The organism is Leifsonia sp. NPDC058194, from assembly GCF_042883605.1.
In the GTDB taxonomy this organism is placed as follows: domain Bacteria; phylum Actinomycetota; class Actinomycetes; order Actinomycetales; family Microbacteriaceae; genus Leifsonia.
Genome location: NZ_JBHVVL010000005.1, coordinates 312,948 through 333,917 on the forward strand (window position 1 = coordinate 312,948; position 20,970 = coordinate 333,917).

Genomic DNA, 20,970 nt, shown 5'->3' on the forward strand with positions numbered 1-20,970 from the left:
GATGGACGGGTGAGCGAACTGGCGGGATGGGTCCACAGCTATTCGGGCAAGGTCCGAGACCTCTACGTGCCGGAGGGCGCGACAGGTCTCGACGACGCCGACGCCGTGCTCGTGGTCGCCAGCGACCGCGTGAGCGCCTTCGACCACGTGCTCTCCCCTGGCATCCCGGGCAAGGGCGAGCTGCTCACGGCGCTGAGCCTGTGGTGGTTCGACCGGCTGCACGACGTCCCCAACCACCTGGTGCCCGATCACGAGCTGCGCCACGAGGGCGCGGACGACCGGGTCGTGGAGCGCATCCCCGCCGCGGTCTCCGGCCGCGCGATGCTGGTGAAGCCGCTCGACATGTTCCCGATCGAGTGCGTCGTGCGCGGCTACCTCACCGGCAGCGGCTGGGCTGAGTATCAGGAGAGCCGGAGCGTCTGCGGAATTCCACTGCCCGACGGCCTGAGCAACGGCGACCGCCTGCCCGAGCCGCTCTACACGCCCGCGTGGAAGGCGCCGCTCGGCGAACACGACGAGAACATCAGCTTCGAGCGCACCGTCGAGCTCGTCGGCGCGGACATCGCCGAGAAGCTGCGCCGCCTGTCGCTCGAGGTCTACTCGCGGGCGGCGGCCATCGCCGAGAAGCGGGGCGTGATCATCGCCGACACCAAGTTCGAGTTCGGCGCCGATCGTGCGACGGGCGAGATCACCCTCGCCGACGAGGTGCTCACCAGCGACTCCAGTCGCTACTGGGACGCCGACGTCTACGCGACGGCCGCGACGCCCGAGGCGCGGATGGCGAGCTTCGACAAGCAGATCGTCCGCGACTGGCTCGCCGCGAACTGGGACAAGACGGGGACGCCTCCCGAGCTGCCCGCCGCCATCGTCGAGCGCACCACGGCGCGCTACCGCGAACTGCTGGAGCGTCTGACCGGCGACTGAGGCCCGCCGCCTCTCCGGAGCACGACGAAGCCCTCCCGCGGTTCTGCGGGAGGGCTTCGTGCTGTTCGGCGTCGGGCGTCAGTCGGCGACGGGCGCGGCGTGGATGCCGTGCGGCGGCTCCTCGCCCTCGGACAGGTCCGTGAGCGGAGGGGCGTCAGCGGCGTGCGAGCCGTGCACCACCGCATCGACGGGGACCGGCGCGGCGTGGGAACCGTGCGTCACGGCTCCGGCAGCGGAGGCTCCGGCAGCGGTGGCGCCCGCCGCAGCGGCGTCGGCCCGGGGACCCCACGCCGGCGGCTTCGGCTTCTCCCACCACACCACGATCAGCGCGCCGAGGAGGGCGACGGCCGCGGGCAGCAGCAGCGCCTCCGACATCGCCTGCGTGAAGCCGGCGTGCAGGAAGGTCGGGAGCTCGGTGCCCGCCGCGGCCTCGCTCGGCGTCGCGCCACCGGGAGCCTTCGGCAGGTCCACGGCGAGACGGCTCGAGATGAGGGCGGCGATGGAGGCGCTGCCCAGCACGGCGCCGACCTGGCGGGTCGTGTTGAACACGCCGGAGCCGGCGCCCGCCTGGTTCATCGGGAGGTTGCGGGTCGCGGTGGTGGAGATCGGGCCCCACACACCGGACATCGCGATGCCGAGCAGCGCGCTCGGCGCCAGCAGCCACCAGATCGACACGTCGGGCGTGAGCAGGCGCGAGTACCAGAACAGCGACGTCGCGAACAGCAGCAGGCCGATCGTGGCGAAGTAGCGCGGGTTGATCCGGTCGATCAGCTTGCCGACGAACGGAGCCAGCACGCCCGAGAAGATCGCCATCGGGGCGAGCATCAGAGCGGACTCGGTCGGGGTGAGCCCGCGCACGGTCTGGTAGTAGAACACGAGCGGCAGCGCCATGCAGGTGACGGCGAAGCCGACCGTGGTGATGGCGGCGTTCGACAGCGAGAAGTTGCGGTCGCGGAACAGCTTCAGCGGCAGCAGCGGCTCCTTCTTGTTGAAGGCCTGCCAGACCACGAAGGCGATCAGGACGACGATGCCCGAGATGATCAGGCCCCAGACGGTGATCGGGCCGGTGATGGTGCCCCAGTCGTAGGTGCCGCCCTCCTGGATGCCGAAGACCAGCAGGAACATGCCGACGGCGCTGAGGACCACGCCGAGGATGTCGAAGCTGTGGCTGTGCGTCGGCAGCTTGGGGACGAGCCGCGCCGCGAGGACGAACGCGACGACGCCGACCGGGACGTTGATGAAGAAGATCCACTCCCAGCCGAGGCCGTCGACGAGCACGCCGCCGAGGAGCGGGCCGATCAGGGTGGCGACACCGGCGACGGCGCCCCACAGCCCCATCGCCGCACCGCGGCGGTCGGGCGGGAAGATGCGGGTGATGACGGCCATCGTCTGCGGCGTCATCAGCGCGGCGCCGAGACCCTGCACGACACGGGCCGTGATGAGCATCCCGATGCCGCCACCGGGCATGACGCCCGAGAAGCCGCACCAGGCCGAGGCGAGGGTGAAGATCACGAGGCCGACGAGGTAGAGGTTCTTCGGGCCGAACCGGTCGCCGAGGCGGCCGGTGATGAGGAGCGGGACGGCGTAGGCGAGGAGGTAGGCGCTGGTGACCCAGATGACCGAGTTGTAGTCGGTGCCGAGGTCGAGGCCCTTCATGATCGCCGGGTTGGCGACCGACACGATGGTCGTGTCGATGAGGATCATGAAGAACCCGATCACCAGTGCCCACAGAGCGGGCCACGGCTTCAGTTCTTTTTCCATGGGAGTCTTTCTCTTGTCAGTGCTGCTTCACCTCGTCCCAGGAGATCTCTCCTGAGACGAGGTCGTCGATGAGGGCCTGGAGGGTGGCCGCGTCGGCCTGCGCCATCGCGCGCAGGTAGCGCACATCCATCCAGTACCGGGCGGGCAGGCCTTTGGCCGTGACCTTGCGGATCGCCTCGTCCAGGGCCGAGATGTCGTCCTGGATGAGCGAGATGCGCTGCCGCAGCAGCGCGACGACCGTCTCGGCCGGGAGGTTGTTCGACTCCCCCAGTCCGACGGGGAACTCGGGGTACTCGTTGATCGGTGTGCCGATGATGTCGGCGATCCGCTCGCGGAGGGCCTCCGTGCCCGTGACGGTGATCTCGTAGGTGGTGCGCTCGGGCCGGTTGCCCTCGCGCTCGGTGCCGGTCGCCCGCACGTAGCCCTGCCGGGCCAGGCGGTCCACCGTGTGGTACAGCGACCCGGGGCGCACCTTGACCAGCCGGTCCTCCGAGCGCAGCACGAGGGTCTGGTACATCTCGTACGGATGCGTCGGCCCCTCGGCGAGCAGCGCGAGCGCCGCCACCGCGAGCGGGGTGAGGGAGGGGGTGGGTGTCATGTGGATGTTTCCGGGATCGATTGTTCCGTGGTGATTATTCCGTGTGGAATAGTACGCGCGGAACAATCGGGATGTCAAGATTCGACGGCGGCCCGCAGGCGTCTCCTCGGCACCACGACGGCGCCCGCCGCCGCGACCAGACCGACGACCAGGAGCGCGATACCCGCCCCTGCCTCGTCGATCGCAGCGCCGGCGACGGCCGAGGCGACCGACGCGCCGAGGTTGACAGCCGTGTTGATCCAGGCCGAGGCCTCCGTCCGACCGTCGACCGGGACCACGGAATCGGCAACCAGATAGCCGGTGATCAGCGACGGCGCCAGGAAGGCCCCGAGGGCGACGAGTCCGACGGCGAAAACCGCCAGAGAGCCGACGACCGACCCGAGGAGCGAGACGGCGACCGCCGTCGCGCCCATCCCGAGGCAGAGCACCAGGAGCCGGGCGCCGAGCGGGACCGACCAGCGGATGTGCCCGTAGAGCAGCCCACCGATCGCACTCCCGCTCGCGAAGGCGGCGAGCAGCCAGCCCGCCACCGGAACGGCGTCCTGCTCGGCGGCGAGTGCAGGCGCAGCGATCTCGACGACACCGAGCACGGCCCCGACCCCGACCAGCACGACGAGCACCCTCGTGAAGCCGGGAACCGCGAGTGGACGGGCCCTGTGCTCCCGCGCGATCGCCCCTCGGGCACCCTGCGCTCTCGAAGCCGCGCTCGTGATCAGCCCGACCGTGCCGGCCAGCCCGACCACCCCGACGACGGCGAGGCCGACGCCCGGCGACGACGCGACGATGATCGCCGTGATCGCGACCGGGCCGCCGACGAAGAGGAGCTCCTCGGCGACAGCGTCGAGGCTGAACGCCTTCTCGCGCTGCGCGCCGGGCTCGGTGAGCGAGCTCCAGACGACGCGCATGGCGGCGCCGAGGGGCGGAGCGGAGAGACCCACCGCGGCGGCGAGGGCGAGGAACCATCCCGGGCCTTCAGCTGGAACGGTGGCGACGATGCCGAGGGCGAGGAAGCCGGCGGCCTGCACGAGGGCGAGGAGCCCGAGGGCCCGCGCCTGGCCCCAGCGATCGACCGCGCGGGCGCGCCACGGTGCCGCGATGACGTTGGCGACGCCGAACGCCGCTGAGGCGAGGCCGGCGAGGGCGAACGAGCCTGTCCGGGATTGGACGGCCAGCAGGACGGCGAGTCCCGCCATTGCGAGGGCCGAGCGGCCGATCAGGGCGGGGATGAAGGCGCGCGCGGCGCCGGGGATGCGTAACGATGCGAACACGGGGATGCTCCGAAGGATTCTGACGGTGGATGCGGACGTCCGCGGGGTCGCTCAGAGGACCCTCGACGGACCGAGACCTGCGCAGGTGGGACGCAGGACCGTCAGATGAACATCACGATGTGAAGCACGTCGAGAAACTTAGCAGAACAAGCGATCAGCCGTGCAGCGCCGCATTCAGCTCGAGCAGCTGCTCGGTGAACAGGCGCGCGCCGCCCTGCGCGGGGTGCCGGATCGCCGGGGCGTCGACTCCCGCGACGGCGAGCGCGCCCTGCGCCTTGCGCCCCACCGCGACGACGGTCTCGATGCCGAGGGCGCGGATCAGCTCGAGCGCGACGGGAGCACCGGCGCGCACCTCGGCGGGCCGGGGCGTGCGATTCGTGCGCGGGTCGCCGGGCACGAACGGATGGTGCGGATAGACGGGCCACGAGAGCGGCAGAGGACCCGTCCACGAGCGGAACGCCGCCCACACGTCACGGCTGGAGGCCTCCCACGGCGCCCGCGGGTCGGCGGGCAGCTCGAGCGCGGAGATGTCGGGCGCGACCGCGGCCTCCACCTCGCGCACCGAGGTGAAGGGCACGCCGGTGACGGTCATCCCGCGCCAGCCCGGCGCTTCGCCGAGCAGCAGCACCGGGGCGTGCGGCATCGCCAGGTAGCGACGCAGGTTGCGCTCCCGTCGCCGGCCCTCCGGATCGTCGCCGTAGAGCGCCTCGGCGTCCGGCGGCACGGGCACCTCCGCCAGGAGGCGGAAGAAGGTGGCGAAGAGGTCGGCGCTCATGCCTCCACGATGCCACCCGGCACCGACGGCGTCAGTGGCCGGCGTCGGACTTCTTCGACATCCGGTCGATCGCGGCGAGCGCGACGGCGGAGAGGATGAAGACGCAGTGGATGACGACCTGCCAGAGCACGCCCTGGGGCGTGTAGACCGCACCGGTCAGGTTCTTCGCGCCGGGAGCTCCCAGGTCGCCGACCTCGATGAAGGTCTTCAGCAGATGGATGGACGAGATGCCGATGATCGCCATCGCCAGCTTGACCTTGAGCACGTTGGCGTTGACGTGCGACAACCACTCGGGCTGGTCGGGGTGCCCGTCGGTGTTCACACGCGACACGAAGGTCTCGTAGCCGCCGATGATCACCATGATGAGCAGGTTCGCGATCATCACGACGTCGATGAGGCCCAGGACGGCCAGCATGACCTCGGCCTCATTGATCTTCCCCTCGATGACCACCTTCTCGCCGAGGTGCCACAGCTCGACGATGAAGACCCAGACGTAGATCGCCTGGGCGACGATCAGCCCCAGGTACAGCGGGGCCTGCAGCCAGCGGCTGAAGAAGATCAGCGATCCGATGGCGCGGCTCGCCGGCCCGGGCCTCCGATGCTGGTTCGAGGGCGCGGGCGGACCAGGCGGCGCGGGCGGCTGGGCCTCGGAGTCGGTGGTGCGGGGACGGGTGGTCGGGTCGACGGTCTCGATCACGGGGTTCCTCACGGGGTTCGGGAGCTCGATCCTAAAGAACCGAACATGTGAGAACGCTCAGGAAAGCCCGTCGGCCACTACGGCCGCACCCCCACCCGCGGATGGCCGGTCGGAACGAGCGCCGCATCCACCTCGGCCAGCGGGAACACGACTCCCACCTGCTCGGCGAACGGGTACTTCCTCCCGCCGTCGGCGAGGAACCGGACCGCCTGGTCCAGGTGGCGCGGGGCGTAGTTGTGCACGCCGCGGATCGTGAGCAGGCGGCGCACGAGCTGCTCCGGCGAGACCGCGAGATCGGGGCCCGGGAAGACGGACCCCACCAGGACCAGCACTCCGCCGACATCGACGGTGGCGAGCAGCGAGCGCACGGCGGCGGCGGTGCCGGACAGCTCCAGCGCGATCGTCGGGGCCGCCGCGCGGCCGCCTGCCTTGGCGAGCGCCGTGGCGAGACCGGTCGGAGCGTCTGCGGCGGCGCGCGGGTCGACGACGGCGGCCGCCCCGAACAGGAGCGCCTTGTCGCGGCGCTCGGCGACCGGGTCGCTCACGACGACCCGGGCTCCCGCCTCGGCGGCCATCGCGGCGGCGGTCAGGCCGAGCATCCCGGCGCCGGCGATGAGCACGAGGGCTCCGTCCAGCGGCACGATCTCGGAGGCCGCTTCGAGGGCGGCGGCGACCGTGGCCGTCGAGCAGGACGCCGGGGCGAGGACGGCGGCGGCGAGGTCGTCCGGTACCGCGACGATCGGGGTGCCGTCGAGGATGTGCGTGTGCGTCGCGAAGCCGCCCGAGAGCTCCCAGCCGCGGCGCATCCGCTCGTGACCGTACTTCTGCAGGGTCAGGCACTTCTGCGGGAGGCCGCGGCGGCAGCGCGCGCAGCGCCCGCACGGCACGGCGACCGACCACACGACGCGTTCCCCGAGCGCCACCCGGTGCCCATCGGTCGTCTTCGCCCCGCCCCGCCCCAGCGCGACCACGCGGCCCACCTGCTCGTGCCCCAGCACGAGCGGGGTCGGCGCGGAGCGATGGCCGAGCACCGTGTGCACGTCGGAGCCGCAGACGGTCGCGAGCTCGATCTCCACCAGCACGTCACCCGGAGCCAGCCGCACACCGGGGACGGCGACGGCCTCGTGCCGGTGCCCCTCCCCCGGCCACACCATCGCCGTCGCGGACGGATAGACGCTGACCCCCATCCCCAGGCTCGCCGGCGGGGCGACGACGCGCGGGGTGACTGCTTTGATCGTCACCGGCCGCCCGGCCCCTCGACGGAGGCGAGCGCGCTGTCGTCCTCGGAGTCGACATCGTCGTCGAGGGAGTCCTCGTCATCGAACTCGTCGAAGTCGTCGTCGCCGTCCTCGTCGTCGGCGAAGTCGTCGTCCTCGTCGTGGAATCCGAGGAGCTCCGCCAGGTCGGCGACGCTGTCGACCACGGCATCCGCCCCGGCGTCGAGGAGGGTGCGCTCGTCGTGCGCTCCGGTCAGCACGCCCACCACGAGACCGGCGCCGGCGGCGATGCCGGATGCGATGTCGCTCGCCGTGTCGCCGACGACGACCACGCCGTCGACCGCGGTGGTGCCCGTGCGCAGCAGAGCCGTGAGCGGAAGGTCGGGATAGGGGCGCCCGCGCCCGGCCTCCTCCGCGCTCAGCGTCACGTCGGCGAGGTCGGCCCAGCCGAGGGCGTCGATCACGAGGTCGAGGGTCGCCCGGGAGAATCCGGTGGTGAGCGCCACGGCGACACCGGCGTCGCGGAGCAGCCGGATGAGGTCCTCGGTCCCCGGGACGGCACGGACGCCGTCGGACGCGACCAGCTCGGCGTACGCGGACTCGAAGACTGCGTTGGCGTGCTGCGCCTGGTCGTCGTCGCCCGTGAGTCCGCGGAAGACCGACGCCTTCGACTGGCCCATGGTCCGACGGACGTAGTCGACGACACCCGCGCGGTCCTCCTCGGTGGCGGTGAGGCCCGCCGCGTCGGCGGCACGCGCGAAGGCGCGCTCCACGAGACCGTCGTCGATGACGGTGGTGCCGGCCAGGTCGAGCACGACGAGCTCGAGGTCGGCGAGCTCGTCGTCCTCCTCGGGCTCGATGATGGCGGTGTCGTCGAACTCGCTGGTGATGCGGCCGTCAGGGGTCACGGTGGTGCCTTTCTCGTGGATCGTGGAGACGTCAGTGGGCGCGAGCGCCGGCGGTCGCCAGCACGCCGGGGGCGGACGCGAACAGTTCGTCGACGACGCGGTCGGCGAGGCCGAGCCCGGTCGTCATCCCGATGCCGGTCGTCACCGAGACGACCCGGACGTCGGGCTGGGGAGCGGCCACGAGGAACTCGTCGGGGGCGGAGGCGTACACGCCCTGCCAGCGCTCGCGCACGCGGATCCGATCGGTGCCGAAGAGGGCGCGGGCGCCGTCGAGCAGCAGCTCGAAGGCCTCCTCCGGCTGGAAGGGGAGCACGTCGGTGCCCAGGCGGTGGGTGTCGCCGACCAGTAGCGATCCGTCCGGGCGCTGCGTGAACATCTGATTGACGTCGAGAGCGGAGAGCGCGGGATGCTCCGCCGCGAGACGCTCGCGGACCGCACCCGCGCTGGGAGTGCGGGCGAAGCCCGGGTAGCGCACGAGCGACCACCCGGTGAGCAGCGGCGAGGCGAGCGGCTGGTCGAGGTCCGCCTCCACGAGGAGCATGTCGAGCGTGCAGCGCACCATCCCGTGCGCCTCGGCGACGCCGGGGAACAGCTGCTCGACATCGTGGTTGACGGCGACGACGACCGCGTCGGCGGCGAGCCGTCCGCGGGAGGTGTGCACCGTGCCGGTCTGCACCCCTCCGACGGCGGTCTGCCAGTAGAAGTCGACGCCGTGCGCCTCCAGCCAGCGGACGATCGCCGGCGCCGCCTCCCGCGGATCCACTTGGAGATCGGCGGGCAGGAACGCACCGCCCACGGCGACGCCGTCGGCCACGGGCATGCGCTCGCGCACCTCGGCCGGCGTGAGCATGCGCACCTGGCGGCCGCCCCGCTGCTCGCGGAACTCCTCGAGCACGGCGAGCTCGTCGGACGCCTGGGCGACCACGACGCTGCCGGACTCCCGCAGCCAGAACCCCGCCTCCGGGGCGAGGGTGAGCCACAGTTCCCGGGCGAGCTCGGCGTACGCCCGGGCCTCGCCGTCCTGCCCGGTCACGCAGAGGTGACCGAAGTTGCGCACGGACGCCCCGTACGGCCCGGAGGCGCGGTCGACGACGGCGACGGTCAGCCCACGGCGCAGCGCCGCCACCGCGTGACCGAGGCCGACGATGCCGCTGCCGACGATCGCCAGATCGTAGTGCCTGCCCATTGCGCCCCTCCTGTAGCGCAGACACTAGGCGGCGGGGACGACGGTGGCGCGACGGCCGGGTAACCGGGAGGTGAACGACGGACGGGCGGAGGGTCAGGAGGGCCGGGTGGTCACGAACCCCGGGTGGTCACGAACCCTGCGTGGTCACAGACCCTGCGTGGTCACGAACCCCGGACGCGTACGAACGCGTCGGCGAGCACGCCGTGCCGGTTGCCGACGACGACGACGGCTCCCAGCCGGTGCTCGCCGGGTGCGACCACCAGCGCGGTGACCCCGTACCCGTTGTCGTCGAGCGCGAACCGGGCACCGGTCGACGCCCCATCGAGCCACACCTCGACGGTGGCGCCGGGATCGCCGTGGACCACGAGGAGCGCCGAGAGGGGTGCGCCGACGGCGAGGACGCCGGGTGCGACCGCGGTGCCGGACACGGCGGTGGAGGCGGTCGAGACGTTCCCGGCGGCGTCCGTCTGGACCGCCGTGAGCGTGTAGGACGCGGAGGCGAGGATCAGCTCGCCGGTCGTCCAGTCGCCCGAGCCGTCGGCCGTGACCGTCGCGAGCGAGCGGTCGCCGTCGGAGACCACCACCGTCGCGCCGGGCTCCGCCGTGCCGGACACGATCGGCGCCATGCGCCCGGCGAGCTCGCCGGCACCGGTGTCGCTACCGCTGTCGAGGCCGGTGATCGCCGGAGGGAGGGCCGTCCGGTCCACGATCAGGCCGAGCGTCGTGGGGGAGGACGCTCCCGCGGATGTCGTCTGCACGATGTCGAGCACCCAGGCACCGTCGGTCAGGGCGGAGAGGTCGGCGGTGAGTGTCCACCCACCCGCCGCGTCGACGGTCGCGGTCGCGAGGGGGGACGTCGCCGCCGTCGCGAGGCTGCCGGCCGCATTCGTCGCCGAGCGCCGACCGTCCGCGTTCGCGACGACCCGCACGACGGCCCCCGGCTCACCGGCGCCGGCCAGCTCCACCGAGGTCGCCCTGGTGGCACGGGATGCCTCCCATGGCGATGTGACGACGGGCGCGGCCGGTGGCTGCGGATCCGTGGGGGTCGCGGGGTCGGTCGGGCTCGGGGTGGCGGCGGTCGTCGGAGTGGCGGGGGAGTTCGGTTCGGTCGGTGCCGGACTCGCCGGTGCAGGCGCATCGACAGGAGGCGCGGCCTTCTCGGGAGGAACCGACGGCTCCCTCGGCGCGGGCGACTCCGCGGGCGGCGCCGGCACGTCTGCCGCGGGCGGCTGCGGCACACCCGACGGCGGCGCCATCGCCGCCGGAGGAGCGGCCACCGGGGCCGGCCCGCCTGCCGGGAACAGCTGCGGTCCGAGCACGAAGGTCCCGGCCACGGCCGCGGCCGCCAGCAGAGCGCCGCCGGTGGTCCACGCGGCCACTGCGATGCCACCGGCCGCCGCGCCGCCTGCTGCAGCGCTGCCGGACGAACCTGCGGAGGCCACGACGCTCGACACGGACGACGGCATCCCGGCACCCGCTCCCGCTCCCGCTCCGGCCGCTCCTGCCACCCCTGCTCCCGCCACCGCCACGATCGCGTTGTGCCCGGCCTGGATCCACGCCGCGTACGCCGCCGCCGCTCCGGTGCCCACGGTCAGTGGCAGCACGATCAGGGCGAGCCGCGATCCGACCTCGCGAGCCTCGCCGAGGACGACGGTGCAGCGCGCGCAGGTGAAGAGATGCTTCTCGAACCGGGCCGTCTCGCGCGCCGCGAGTCTGCCGCGCGCATACGCCCCCATCCGGTCCGTGACCCAGCGGCACTCGGAGCCCTCGTCGATGGACTGCAGGTGGACCTGGATCCACGACTGCCGGAGCCCCTCCCGCGCGCGGTACGCGAGCGCCGAGACGCCGTTGGCCGTCAGGCCGAGCAGGGGCGCGACGGCGGCGGGGCTGAGCTGCTCCACGTCGCAGTACCAGAGCACCTCCTGCCACCGGTCGGGAAGCGCGCGGAACGCCTGCGCCGTCAGCGTCCGGTCGAGTGCTCGGAGAGTGGTCGACTCGGTGGTCTCGGCGTCCGGGATCGATTCGGCATCCTCGAGCGGGTTCTCCCTGCGATCCCGCCCCCACGAGGTGGCGAGGTTCCGGATCGTGGTGAAGAGATACGGACGGAAGCCGATGCGCGGCCCTTTGCCGTCGAGGACCGCCTGGAAGATCTTGGTGAACGCCTCGGCGACCAGATCGTCCGGGTCGATGCTCGAGCTCGCCGACCGTGCGACCGCGAGTCCCGCCCGCGCGTGCCTGCGCCACAGTTCCGCGTACGCCGACTCGTCCCCCGACCGGGAGCGCTCGACGAGCTCGTCGTCGGAGAGCCCGTCGACCTCGACCGGTCGCACGGCGCGCCGGAGCAGGGGGAGCCGCCGGTGCTGCGGGTCGCGAGGGGTCATCGAACGCTCATTCGGGTTGAAGCGGAGAAAGCGGTCGATTCGGGTGGCCGCACCGAAGAGACGCGGAGTTCTCTGCTTCATGACGCGTCTTCCGGAGAATCGCCTGTTGCAGTTCCGTGACGAACGGCGCAGAATCGCAGCATGAGTGTGGACGGGAACACCCGCGATTTCGAGCCCGACATCGTCACCGACTTCCGCGAGCGGATGTCGTACGGCTCCTATCTGGACCTCGACACCCTCCTGGGCGCCCAGCATCCCGTCAGCCGGCCGGAGCACCACGACGAGCTGCTGTTCATCGTTCAGCATCAGACCACCGAGCTCTGGCTGAAGCTGGTCTTGCATGAGCTCGAATCGGCGCGTGACCTCTTGCGTGCGGACGAACTCGCGCCGGCGCTCAAGCGGATCGCCCGGGTCAAGCACATCCAGAAGACGCTCACCGAGCAATGGTCCGTGCTGGCCACGCTCACCCCGACCGAATACGCCCAGTTCCGCGGGTTCCTCGGCAACTCGTCCGGCTTCCAGTCGTACCAATACCGTGCCGTCGAGTTCGTGCTGGGCAACAAGAACCGCCGCATGCTCAGCGTGTTCGCGAGCGACCCGGCCGCGCAGTCCCTCCTCCAGGAGCTGCTGGACGCGCCGAGCGTCTACGACGAGTTCCTGCGCTACCTCGCACGTGCCGGCCACGCGGTGCCGCGATCGGTGCTGGAGCGCGACGTCACCCAGGCGCACGTGTTCACCCCGGAGCTCGTACCCGTCTTCCGCGACATCTACGAGGACGCGGACGCCCACTGGTCCGAGTACGAGGCCTGCGAGGAGTTCGTCGACCTCGAGGACAACTTCCAGCTCTGGCGGTTCCGGCACCTCAAGACCGTCCAGCGCACGATCGGCATGAAGATCGGCACGGGCGGCTCCTCCGGTGTCGGCTTCCTGCAGAAGGCGCTCGAGCTGACCTTCTTCCCCGAGCTGTATGCGGTGCGGACCGAGATCGGCACACCCCGGTGACCCGGGTCTCGTTCGACGCGGTCTGGACCGGCGACGGCGTCCGCCCGACGCCGGCCTATCGCGTCGACGGCGACCGGCTGACGCCGGCCGACGCCGATCGGGAGCAGCGCACCGAGCCGGAGCAGCACGCCGAGCCGGAGCCCCTCCATCTCGGCGGCACCCTCTTCCCCCGGCTCACCGACCACCACGTGCACCTCGGCCTCGTCGACCCGGTCGCCCTCTTCGCGGGCGGCATCACGCACGCCGTCGACCTCGGCTGGGACCCGGCGATCGCACGCATGTGGCTCGCCGAGCACCCACGACGCCCGCGCACCGCGATCGCCGGCGCCCTGCTCACCGCGCCCGGCGGCTACCCCGTCCGCTCCCGCTGGGCCCCGCCGGCCGCAGCCCGCGAGATCGGAGGCCCGCGCGACGGGCGGCAGGCGGTGCGTGAGCAGGTCATGGCAGGAGCCTCCCGCATCAAGGTCGCGCTCAACAGCGACGCCGGGGAAACGGTGGATGACGCCACGCTCCGCGCGATCGTGGATGAGGCGGTGCACGCAGGGCTCCCCGTCGTCGTCCACGCCCAGGGTGCCGGGCAGGTCGAGCGCGCCGTGCGGGCGGGAGTCGCACAGCTCGCGCATGCCCCGTTCAGCGAGCGCGTCCCCGATCACGTCGTCCTCGAGGCCGCGCAGCGCGGGATGGGCTGGATCTCCACCCTCGACATCCACGGTTGGGGCGCTCCGACGCCAGACCACGACACCGCCGTCGACAACCTGCGCCGGTTCCACGCCGCCGGCGGACGCGTGCTCTACGGCACCGACCTCGGCAACGGCCCGCTCCCCCTCGGTGTGAACGCCCGCGAACTCGCGGGGCTGCTCTCCGCCGACCTCGATGCGACAGCAGTGCTGCGCGCGATCGCCGGCGGCCCCGAGGACGACGACCTCGCCGCCGAGGCGCCCATCGGACCGCGCATCGCCTGGACGCCCTCCGTTCCTCCCCCCGACTACGCTGACCTCCCCGCCTGGCTCGCCACCGCCCGCGGGCTCCGGGTCGCCGACCTCCGCGCGCGCTCCTCTCCGACCATGCCCACGCCCACGCCCACGCCGAGCACCGAAGGACCGCTCCCATGACCGACGACTCCGCCACGTCCGACCTCCTCTCGCCCGACCCGCTCGCCGTCGCGCGCGCTCTCGACGGCGTCGACCAGCTGGCCACGTACCGCCCGCGATTCGTCGGCGTTCCCGACGGCACAGGCGTGACCGCCTACTTCGACGGCAACTCGCTCGGCCGCCCGACGCTCGCGAGCATCGAGCGCGTCCAGCGCTTCCTGGTCGAGGGGTGGGGCGGCCGCCTCATCCGCGGCTGGGACGAGGAGTGGATGGAGCTGCCGTTCGTGATCGGCGACGCCCTCGGCGCGGCCGCCCTCGGTGCTGCGGCCGGCCAGACGTTCGTCGGAGACTCGACCACGGTCGTCCTCTACAAGCTGGCCCGCGCCGCTGTCGATGCCCGCCCGGGCCGCACCCAGATCGTCCTCGACACCGACAACTTCCCCACCGACCGCTACCTGCTCGACGGCATCGCCCGCGAGCGCGGTCTCGACCTGGTCTGGATCGAGGCGGACACGGAGGCCGGCGTCACGCCGGAGCAGGTCGCCGCCGCAGTCGGCCCGCAGACCGCGCTCGTGGTGCTCAGCCACGTCGCCTACCGCTCCGGCTTCCTCGCCGACGTGCCGTCGATCACCCGCATCGCGCACGCAGCCGGCGCGCTCGTGCTCTGGGACCTGTGCCATTCCGCCGGATCCGTCCCGGTCGAACTGGACGCGTGGGGTGTCGACCTCGCCGCCGGCTGCACATACAAGTACCTCAACGGCGGCCCGGGTTCCCCGGCGTTCGGCTACGTCGCCGCGGGGCTGCAGGACGATCTGACGCAGCCGATCCAGGGCTGGATGGGCACCGAGGACGTCTTCGCGATGGGCCCCGAGTACCGTCCGGCCCGCGGCATCCGCCGATTCATCAGCGGCACCCCGCCGGTCGTCGGGATGCTGGCCATGCAGGACACGATCGCGATGATCGACGAGGTCGGCATCGGTGCCGTGCGCACCAAGTCCGTCGCCCTCACGGAGTTCGCCGTCGCGCTGGCCGACGAATGGCTCCTGCCGCTCGGTGCCACGCTGGCGAGCCCCCGCGATCCGGACCGTCGTGGCGGCCACATCACGCTGAGCCACCCGGCCATGCGCCAGGTGACGGCGGCACTCTGGGAGCGGGATGTCATCCCGGACTACCGCGATCCCGGTGGCCTGCGCATCGGCCTGTCGCCGTTGAGCACGAGCTTCGAGGAGACGTTCCACGGGATGGCGGCCGTGCGCGACGCGCTCGGCGAGCTCACGCATGACTGAGCCGGCCCTCCGCGAGGATCTCGAGGCGACGTCCGGGAGTGCGACCGCTCTGCTGCGCACCCTGGTGGGCAGCATGCTGCGCCCGCTCGGCGGATGGATGTCCGCCGCCGGCATGGTGCGACTGCTCGGCTCCCTCGGCGTCCCTCCCGCGACGGCTCGATCGAGCATCGCGCGGCTCGTGGCCCGCGGTGTGCTTCGGCGTGCGCCCGGCGATGGCGGTGCGCCCGGCTACGCCCTCGACCCGGCCGCCGTGCCGATGCTGGAGCGCGGCGACGCCCGCATCTTCGGCGAGCGCCGCCCCGCGACGGCGTGGTGCCTCGTGTCGTACTCCTTCCCGGAGCGCCAGCGGTCACTGCGTCATCAGGTGCGCCGTCGGCTCGCGGCCATCGGCTGCGGCACGGTCGCGGACGGACTCTGGATCGGCCCGGCGGCGCTGGAGGCGGAGCTCGCGGAGGTCGTCGACGAGTTCGACGCCGTGCTGTTCACCGACGCCTCGCTCCGGAGCGATCTCGCGGGCGGACTCGCCGCCTGGTACGACCTCCCCGCGATCCGCCGCGTGCACGAGGCGTTCCTGGACCGGTTCGGATCGGCCGCCACCGGGCCCTCGATCGGCGACGAGGAGGCCTTCGCCCTGTGGGTGCGCGCGCTCGACGAGTGGCGCATCGTCCCGTACCGCGACCCGGGGCTTCCGCCCGCCGCCCTGCCCGCCGATTGGCCGGGGGATGCCTCCGCCGCCCTGTTCGCTCGCCTGCGGAGCGCGCTCGAGCAGCGGGCCGTCGCCCACGCCTCCCGCGTCGCGGGGCCGGATCGCGTGGCCGCCGCCGCACGGTAGAATCGCAGGCGAACCCCCCGACCGCGAGCGAGCAGGAGCGCACCTTTGTCGACGATCGTTGTGGAAGTCATGCCCAAGGCGGAACTGCTCGACCCTCAGGGCAAGGCCGTGGCCGGCGCCCTCTCGCGCATCGGCAAGGGACAGTTCAGCGGCGTGCGCGTGGGCAAGCGCTTCGAGCTGACCGTCGACGGCCCGATCGACGACGCCACGCGCGCAGCGGTCCGTGAGATCGCCGACGAGATCCTCTCGAACTCCGTGATCGAGGACGTCGTGGGCATCCACTACCCGGACGAGGCCGACGCCTGATGCGCATCGGCGTCATCACCTTCCCCGGATCGCTCGACGACCGCGACGCACTGCGCGCCGTGCGTCTCGCCGAGGCGGAGCCGGTCGCCCTCTGGCACGGCGAGCACGACCTCCAGGGCGTCGACGCGCTCGTCCTCCCCGGTGGCTTCAGCTATGGCGACTACCTGCGCTGCGGCGCCATCGCCAGCCTCTCGCCGATCATGACCGAGGTCGTGGACGCGGCCGCCAAGGGCATGCCCGTCCTCGGAATCTGCAACGGCTTCCAGATGCTCGCCGAGGCGCACCTCGTCTCCGGCGGCCTGATCCGCAACGACCACGGCAACTTCATCCGGCGCGACCAGTCGCTGACCGTCGAGAGCACGGACACCCCGTGGACGAGCGGCTTCGAGCAGGGCCAGGAGATCGTCATCCCGCTCAAGAACGGCGAGGGCGGCTTCATCGCCTCGGCCGAGGAGCTGAAGCGCCTCGAGGGCGAGGGCCTGGTGACGTTCCGCTACCAGGGCGTCAACCCCAACGGGTCGCTCAACGACATCGCCGGCGTCCGCAACGAGCGCGGCAACGTGGTCGGCCTCATGCCGCACCCCGAGCACGCGGTGGAGCCCGGCTTCGGACCCGACACCCGCGACGCGATGCGTTCCGGCGTCGACGGCCTCACCTTCTTCACGTCCGTCATCCGCTCGGCGCTCGTGGAGGCCTAGCAGGCGCGCGAGGCGGCGAACACTCCGCCGTCTCGCACCGAGGCGGCGGACCTTTCGCCCTCTCGACGCGCGCGCTCGGGGGTGATTACGCGAGCGGCGTATACACGACCAGCCGGAGCTCGGGGTGGTCGGTCGGCGTCAGCTGGTGGTGCTCGAAGCGCGCGGTGACGCCGCCCGGGAGGCGGAAGAGCCGTTCCCGGGAGGCGAACCCGCTGATGTCGTAGTGCTCCCAGGCCGCGCGGAACTCCGGGCTCGCCGCGCGCAACCGCTCCACGAGCGTCCGCACGCCCGGGTCGCCTGCCCGCGCACCCGTCTCGGCCCGGAACTCGGCGAGGAAGCGCGCGCTCGTCACGTCCCAATCGGTCAGCAGTTCGCGCACGGCGTCGTCGGTGTAGACAAGCCAGAGCAGGTTGCGGTCTTCGGGAGGCACGTCCCCGACGCGCGGGTAGAGCCGCGTGTACGCCTCATTCCATCCCGCGATCCCCCAGTCCGGCGCGAGCGCGAACGCCGGGTTGGGGTCGATCGCGTCGAGCAGCCGCTGCAGGTGGGGAGGTGCATCCTCCACCGCCCGGGCGGCGACCGTCGGCGCCAGACCGAAGCCGGCCAGGGAGAGGACGAACTCCTGCTCCGGCAGCGGGAGGCGCAGCGTGCGTGCGACTGCGTCGAGCACGGACCGCGACGGGTTGATGGGGCGCCCCTGCTCCAGCCACGTGTACCAGGTGACGCTGACGCCGGAGAGGTAGGCGACCTCCTCGCGGCGCAAGCCCACGTCGCGCGTGCGCCCGACTGGCGGGAGGCCGTAGTCGGCCCGCGGGGCCTGCTCGCGCCGGGAGCGCAGGAACCGCCCGAGCTCCCGGCGGCGGTCCTCGATGTCTGGCACGACGTCGATACTAGTGCTCTCACTACTAGTATCAACGCTGACTTCCGTTGCTGAGCCGGCGGCCGAAGGATGGGAGCATGCCTCCACTCCGTTCACGGACCGTCACGCACGGTCGCAACATGGCCGGCGCCCGCGCACTGCTGCGCGCCGCCGGCGTCGCCCGCGAAGACTTCGGCAAGCCGATCATCGCGGTCGCGAACAGCTTCACCGAGTTCGTCCCCGGCCACACGCACCTGCAGCCGGTCGGCCGCATCGTCTCGCAGGCCATCCACGACGCCGGCGGCATCGCCCGCGAGTTCAACACGATCGCCGTCGACGACGGCATCGCGATGGGCCACGGCGGGATGCTGTACTCGCTGCCGTCGCGCGAGCTGATCGCCGACTCGGTCGAGTACATGGTCAACGCGCACTGCGCCGACGCGATCGTCTGCGTCTCGAACTGCGACAAGATCACGCCGGGCATGCTGCTCGCGGCCCTGCGCCTCAACATTCCGGTCGTGTTCGTCTCCGGCGGCCCGATGGAGGGCGGCCGCACCACGCTCGTCGACGGCACCGTGCGCAAGCTCGACCTCATCTCGGCGATCGCCGACTCCGCGAACGACAGCGTGAGCGACACCGACCTGTTCCGCATCGAGGAGAACGCCTGCCCGACCTGCGGTTCGTGCTCCGGGATGTTCACCGCCAACTCGATGAACTTCCTGACCGAGGCGCTCGGCCTCGCCCTGCCGGGCAACGGCTCGACCCTCGCGACCCACACCGCGCGCCGCGCGCTCTACGAGAAGGCCGGCGCGACCGCCGTCGAGCTCGCGCACCGCTACTACGACCAGGACGACGAGTCGGTCCTCCCCCGTTCGATCGCGACCAGCGCCGCCTTCGGCAACGCCATGGCGCTCGACATCGCGATGGGCGGGTCGACCAACACGATCCTCCACCTGCTCGCGGCCGCCCGCGAAGGCGGCATCGACTACGACCTGACCGACATCGACGCCCTGTCGCGCCGCGTGCCGTGCCTGTCGAAGGTCGCCCCCAACGGCGCCGCGCTCGTGGAGGACGTGCACCGCGCGGGCGGCGTCCCCGCCCTGCTGGGCGAGCTCGACCGCGCCGGCCTGCTCGACCGCGGCGTCCACAGCGTGCACGCCGCGACGCTCGAGACCTGGCTGGCCGACTGGGACATCCGCGGCGGCTCGGCGACGCCCGAGGCGATCGAGCTGTTCCACGCGGCCCCCGGCGGCGTGCGCTCGTCGTCCGCCTTCTCGCAGTCCGAACGCTGGCACGAGCTCGACCTCGACGCGACGACCGGCGTGATCCGGGATGTCGCCCACGCGTACTCGAAGGACGGCGGCCTCGCCATCCTCCGCGGCAACCTCGCCCCCGACGGCGCCGTGGTGAAGACCGCGGGCGTCGACGAGAGCATCCTCACCTTCTCCGGGCCCGCCGTCGTGGTGGACTCGCAGGAGGCCGCGGTCGAGGCGATCCTCGGCAAGCGGGTCAACGAGGGCGACGTCGTCGTGATCCGCTACGAGGGCCCGCGCGGAGGCCCCGGGATGCAGGAGATGCTGTACCCCACCTCCTTCCTGAAGGGCCGTGGTCTCGGCGCCAAGTGCGCGCTCATCACCGACGGACGCTTCTCGGGCGGCACCTCCGGCCTCTCCATCGGGCACGTCTCGCCCGAGGCGGCGGCCGGCGGCCTGATCGCGCTCGTCGAGGACGGCGACACGATCAGCATCGACGTGCGCACCCGCGCGCTGCGCCTGGACGTGCCGGACGCCGTGCTCGACGCCCGCCGCGAGGCGCTGGAGGCCGGGCGCGGCTACCGTCCGCTCGATCGCGACCGCCCGGTGTCAGCGGCGCTGCGCGCGTACGCCGCGATGGCGCTCTCGGCCGACAAGGGCGCCGCGCGGGACGTCGACCAGCTGGAAGCGCGCGTTCGTACTTTCGGGTGATTCGCCGACGGCGGGGATCCGTCAGGCTGGAGGCATGACTCCCCGCCTGCTCTACCGGATCCTCGCCGTCGCCGAAGCCGTCACCTGGACGCTCCTCATCGTCGGGATGCTGCTGAAGTACGTGGTCGGGGTGGGCGACTGGCCGGTGGTCGTGGCCGGGCCGATCCACGGCTTCGTGTTCATCACCTATGCGATCGCCGCCGCACTCGTGGGGGTCAACCAGCGCTGGCGGATCCCGCTCATCGTGCTCGCGGTCGCGACGGCCGTCGTCCCCTACACGACCATCCCGTTCGACCTCTGGGCCGACCGGACCGGACGGCTCGACGGCGGCTGGCGCACGGCGCCGACGGAGGACCCGCGCGACCACACCTGGTTCGGGAGGCTGTTCCGCTGGATGCTGACCCACGTCGCCGTCCTCGCGACCTCGCTGGCCATCCTCGCCGTCGTGATCATGGCGGCCCTGCTGGCGATCGGACCGCCGAAGCTCTCCTGAGCCGGGACTCCCCGTGCCCGCCCGCACCCGCTAGCGTGTCGCGTGTTCGCACCGATCATCGACGACGGAGGGCACCATGGCAGGCAAGTTCGAGCTCTACAAGGACAAGGCGGGCGAGTACCGCTTCCGGCTGAAGGCCGCCAACGGCGAGGTCATCGCGACCTCGGAGGGCTACGCCAGCAAGTCCGGCGCGCAGAACGGCATCGCGTCGGTGCAGAAGAACGCCCCGACCGCGGAGGTCGTGGAGCTCGACACCTGACGGAGGGCGTCGCGCGGGCGCGTGGCGCCCGCTAGTCCGTGCGGTTCCGGGGTTTCGGCGGCTTCGGCGGCATGGCCGCGACGAGTTCGAGCGCGCGCCCGATCCACTCGTGCAGCCGATCGGGATCGTCCCGCCACGCGTCCGGGAACGCGACGTAGCCCCCCAGCGGCCGGTCGGCCGGCCCGTACGGTCCCGCGCCCTCGATGGCGAGGAGTTCGTCGCGCGCCGCCTCGTCCGGCAGCCGCACCCCGAGCACGTCACCGAACGTCCCGGCGAACATGTGGCCGTTCACGAACGCCGCGACGTTCGCGAACATCGGCTTGACGACGACCCCAGGCGCGTCGGGAACCACGGAGCGGAACAGCTCCTGCGTCTCCTGCGACGGCCGTGGCACATGCATAGCGGGCCTCCTCGAGCGCCAGGGTAATGCGGCAGGCGTCCGTTCGGGAACCACCCTCGGGGGTT

At 72.2% G+C, this 20,970-nt stretch carries 21 protein-coding genes; 10 read left to right on the plus strand and 11 right to left on the minus strand.

Going from position 1 to position 20,970, the window contains the following annotated elements; translation table 11 throughout:
• Positions 1-9: 9 nt before the first annotated feature.
• Positions 10-924 (plus strand): phosphoribosylaminoimidazolesuccinocarboxamide synthase, encoded by a 915-nt coding sequence (locus ACFVU2_RS18695; protein WP_387877515.1) that lies wholly within the window; start codon positions 10-12, stop codon positions 922-924.
• 78 nt (positions 925-1,002) lie between these two features.
• On the opposite strand, the gene ACFVU2_RS18700 is transcribed toward ACFVU2_RS18695, so the two are convergent.
• The 9 genes from ACFVU2_RS18700 to ACFVU2_RS18740 all read right to left on the minus strand — a co-directional run bounded on the left by ACFVU2_RS18700 (position 1,003) and on the right by ACFVU2_RS18740 (position 11,715).
• Positions 1,003-2,685, minus strand: coding sequence for a DHA2 family efflux MFS transporter permease subunit (locus ACFVU2_RS18700; protein ID WP_387877518.1), 1,683 nt, complete (start codon positions 2,683-2,685; stop codon positions 1,003-1,005).
• Positions 2,686-2,701: 16 nt separating this feature from the next.
• Positions 2,702-3,283 (minus strand): PadR family transcriptional regulator, encoded by a 582-nt coding sequence (locus ACFVU2_RS18705; protein WP_387877521.1) that lies wholly within the window; start codon positions 3,281-3,283, stop codon positions 2,702-2,704.
• A gap of 74 nt (positions 3,284-3,357) precedes the next feature.
• Complete coding sequence (locus ACFVU2_RS18710) at positions 3,358-4,551, minus strand: MFS transporter (protein ID WP_387877524.1); 1,194 nt, start codon at positions 4,549-4,551, stop codon at positions 3,358-3,360.
• Between the two features lie 154 nt (positions 4,552-4,705).
• Positions 4,706-5,326 carry a uracil-DNA glycosylase gene (locus tag ACFVU2_RS18715; RefSeq protein WP_387877526.1) on the minus strand — a complete coding sequence of 207 codons (621 nt, stop codon included), beginning with the start codon at positions 5,324-5,326 and terminating at the stop codon, positions 4,706-4,708.
• A 31-nt stretch (positions 5,327-5,357) separates the two neighbouring features.
• Positions 5,358-6,023: a TIGR00645 family protein gene (locus tag ACFVU2_RS18720; RefSeq protein ID WP_387877529.1), complete on the minus strand. Its 666-nt coding sequence runs from the start codon at positions 6,021-6,023 to the stop codon at positions 5,358-5,360.
• Between the two features lie 77 nt (positions 6,024-6,100).
• Positions 6,101-7,264 (minus strand): alcohol dehydrogenase catalytic domain-containing protein, encoded by a 1,164-nt coding sequence (locus ACFVU2_RS18725; protein ID WP_387877532.1) that lies wholly within the window; start codon positions 7,262-7,264, stop codon positions 6,101-6,103.
• Positions 7,261-8,148, minus strand: a complete 888-nt coding sequence (locus ACFVU2_RS18730) for a phosphonatase-like hydrolase (protein WP_387877534.1) — start codon at positions 8,146-8,148, stop codon at positions 7,261-7,263. The genes ACFVU2_RS18725 and ACFVU2_RS18730 overlap by 4 nt, the downstream gene beginning before the upstream one ends.
• A gap of 31 nt (positions 8,149-8,179) precedes the next feature.
• On the minus strand, positions 8,180-9,334 hold the full coding sequence (locus ACFVU2_RS18735) for a TIGR03364 family FAD-dependent oxidoreductase (protein WP_387877536.1): 1,155 nt from the start codon (positions 9,332-9,334) through the stop codon (positions 8,180-8,182).
• 161 nt (positions 9,335-9,495) lie between these two features.
• Positions 9,496-11,715: a sigma-70 family RNA polymerase sigma factor gene (locus ACFVU2_RS18740; RefSeq protein ID WP_387877539.1), complete on the minus strand. Its 2,220-nt coding sequence runs from the start codon at positions 11,713-11,715 to the stop codon at positions 9,496-9,498.
• Positions 11,716-11,856: 141 nt separating this feature from the next.
• On the opposite strand from ACFVU2_RS18740, the gene kynA reads away from it, so the two are divergent.
• Genes kynA through purQ form a run of 6 tightly spaced genes read left to right on the plus strand, consistent with a single transcriptional unit; the run spans position 11,857 to position 16,930 of the window.
• Positions 11,857-12,717, plus strand: coding sequence for a tryptophan 2,3-dioxygenase (kynA, locus tag ACFVU2_RS18745; RefSeq protein ID WP_387877540.1), 861 nt, complete (start codon positions 11,857-11,859; stop codon positions 12,715-12,717).
• Complete coding sequence (locus tag ACFVU2_RS18750) at positions 12,714-13,829, plus strand: hypothetical protein (RefSeq protein WP_387877543.1); 1,116 nt, start codon at positions 12,714-12,716, stop codon at positions 13,827-13,829. Before kynA ends, ACFVU2_RS18750 begins: the two co-directional genes overlap by 4 nt.
• Positions 13,826-15,094 carry a kynureninase gene (locus tag ACFVU2_RS18755; protein ID WP_387877546.1) on the plus strand — a complete coding sequence of 423 codons (1,269 nt, stop codon included), beginning with the start codon at positions 13,826-13,828 and terminating at the stop codon, positions 15,092-15,094. The genes ACFVU2_RS18750 and ACFVU2_RS18755 overlap by 4 nt, the downstream gene beginning before the upstream one ends.
• The gene (locus tag ACFVU2_RS18760) at positions 15,087-15,926 is read left to right on the plus strand and encodes a PaaX family transcriptional regulator C-terminal domain-containing protein (protein ID WP_387877548.1); all 840 of its coding nucleotides are present in this window, start codon (positions 15,087-15,089) and stop codon (positions 15,924-15,926) included. The genes ACFVU2_RS18755 and ACFVU2_RS18760 overlap by 8 nt, the downstream gene beginning before the upstream one ends.
• Before the next feature lie 45 nt (positions 15,927-15,971).
• Entirely contained in the window at positions 15,972-16,232 is a 261-nt protein-coding gene (purS, locus tag ACFVU2_RS18765) for a phosphoribosylformylglycinamidine synthase subunit PurS (RefSeq protein ID WP_025158223.1), read from the plus strand.
• Positions 16,232-16,930 carry a phosphoribosylformylglycinamidine synthase subunit PurQ gene (gene purQ, locus ACFVU2_RS18770; RefSeq protein ID WP_387877551.1) on the plus strand — a complete coding sequence of 233 codons (699 nt, stop codon included), beginning with the start codon at positions 16,232-16,234 and terminating at the stop codon, positions 16,928-16,930. The genes purS and purQ overlap by 1 nt, the downstream gene beginning before the upstream one ends.
• A gap of 85 nt (positions 16,931-17,015) precedes the next feature.
• Here the strand turns inward: purQ and ACFVU2_RS18775 are convergent, their stop codons facing one another.
• A complete protein-coding gene (locus ACFVU2_RS18775; RefSeq protein WP_387877554.1) occupies positions 17,016-17,810 on the minus strand; it encodes a helix-turn-helix transcriptional regulator in 795 nt (264 codons plus the stop codon).
• A gap of 77 nt (positions 17,811-17,887) precedes the next feature.
• Here ACFVU2_RS18775 and ilvD point away from each other — a divergent pair, with 77 nt between their 5' ends.
• From ilvD to ACFVU2_RS18790, 3 genes are all read left to right on the plus strand, one after another.
• Positions 17,888-19,753, plus strand: coding sequence for a dihydroxy-acid dehydratase (ilvD, locus tag ACFVU2_RS18780; protein ID WP_387877556.1), 1,866 nt, complete (start codon positions 17,888-17,890; stop codon positions 19,751-19,753).
• A 34-nt stretch (positions 19,754-19,787) separates the two neighbouring features.
• On the plus strand, positions 19,788-20,246 hold the full coding sequence (locus ACFVU2_RS18785; protein ID WP_387877558.1) for a DUF3817 domain-containing protein: 459 nt from the start codon (positions 19,788-19,790) through the stop codon (positions 20,244-20,246).
• A 76-nt stretch (positions 20,247-20,322) separates the two neighbouring features.
• Positions 20,323-20,505 (plus strand): YegP family protein, encoded by a 183-nt coding sequence (locus ACFVU2_RS18790; RefSeq protein ID WP_387877561.1) that lies wholly within the window; start codon positions 20,323-20,325, stop codon positions 20,503-20,505.
• Between the two features lie 31 nt (positions 20,506-20,536).
• Here ACFVU2_RS18790 and ACFVU2_RS18795 read toward each other — a convergent pair whose 3' ends face one another.
• The gene (locus ACFVU2_RS18795) at positions 20,537-20,905 is read right to left on the minus strand and encodes a TfoX/Sxy family protein (protein ID WP_387877564.1); all 369 of its coding nucleotides are present in this window, start codon (positions 20,903-20,905) and stop codon (positions 20,537-20,539) included.
• Positions 20,906-20,970: the final 65 nt, after the last annotated feature.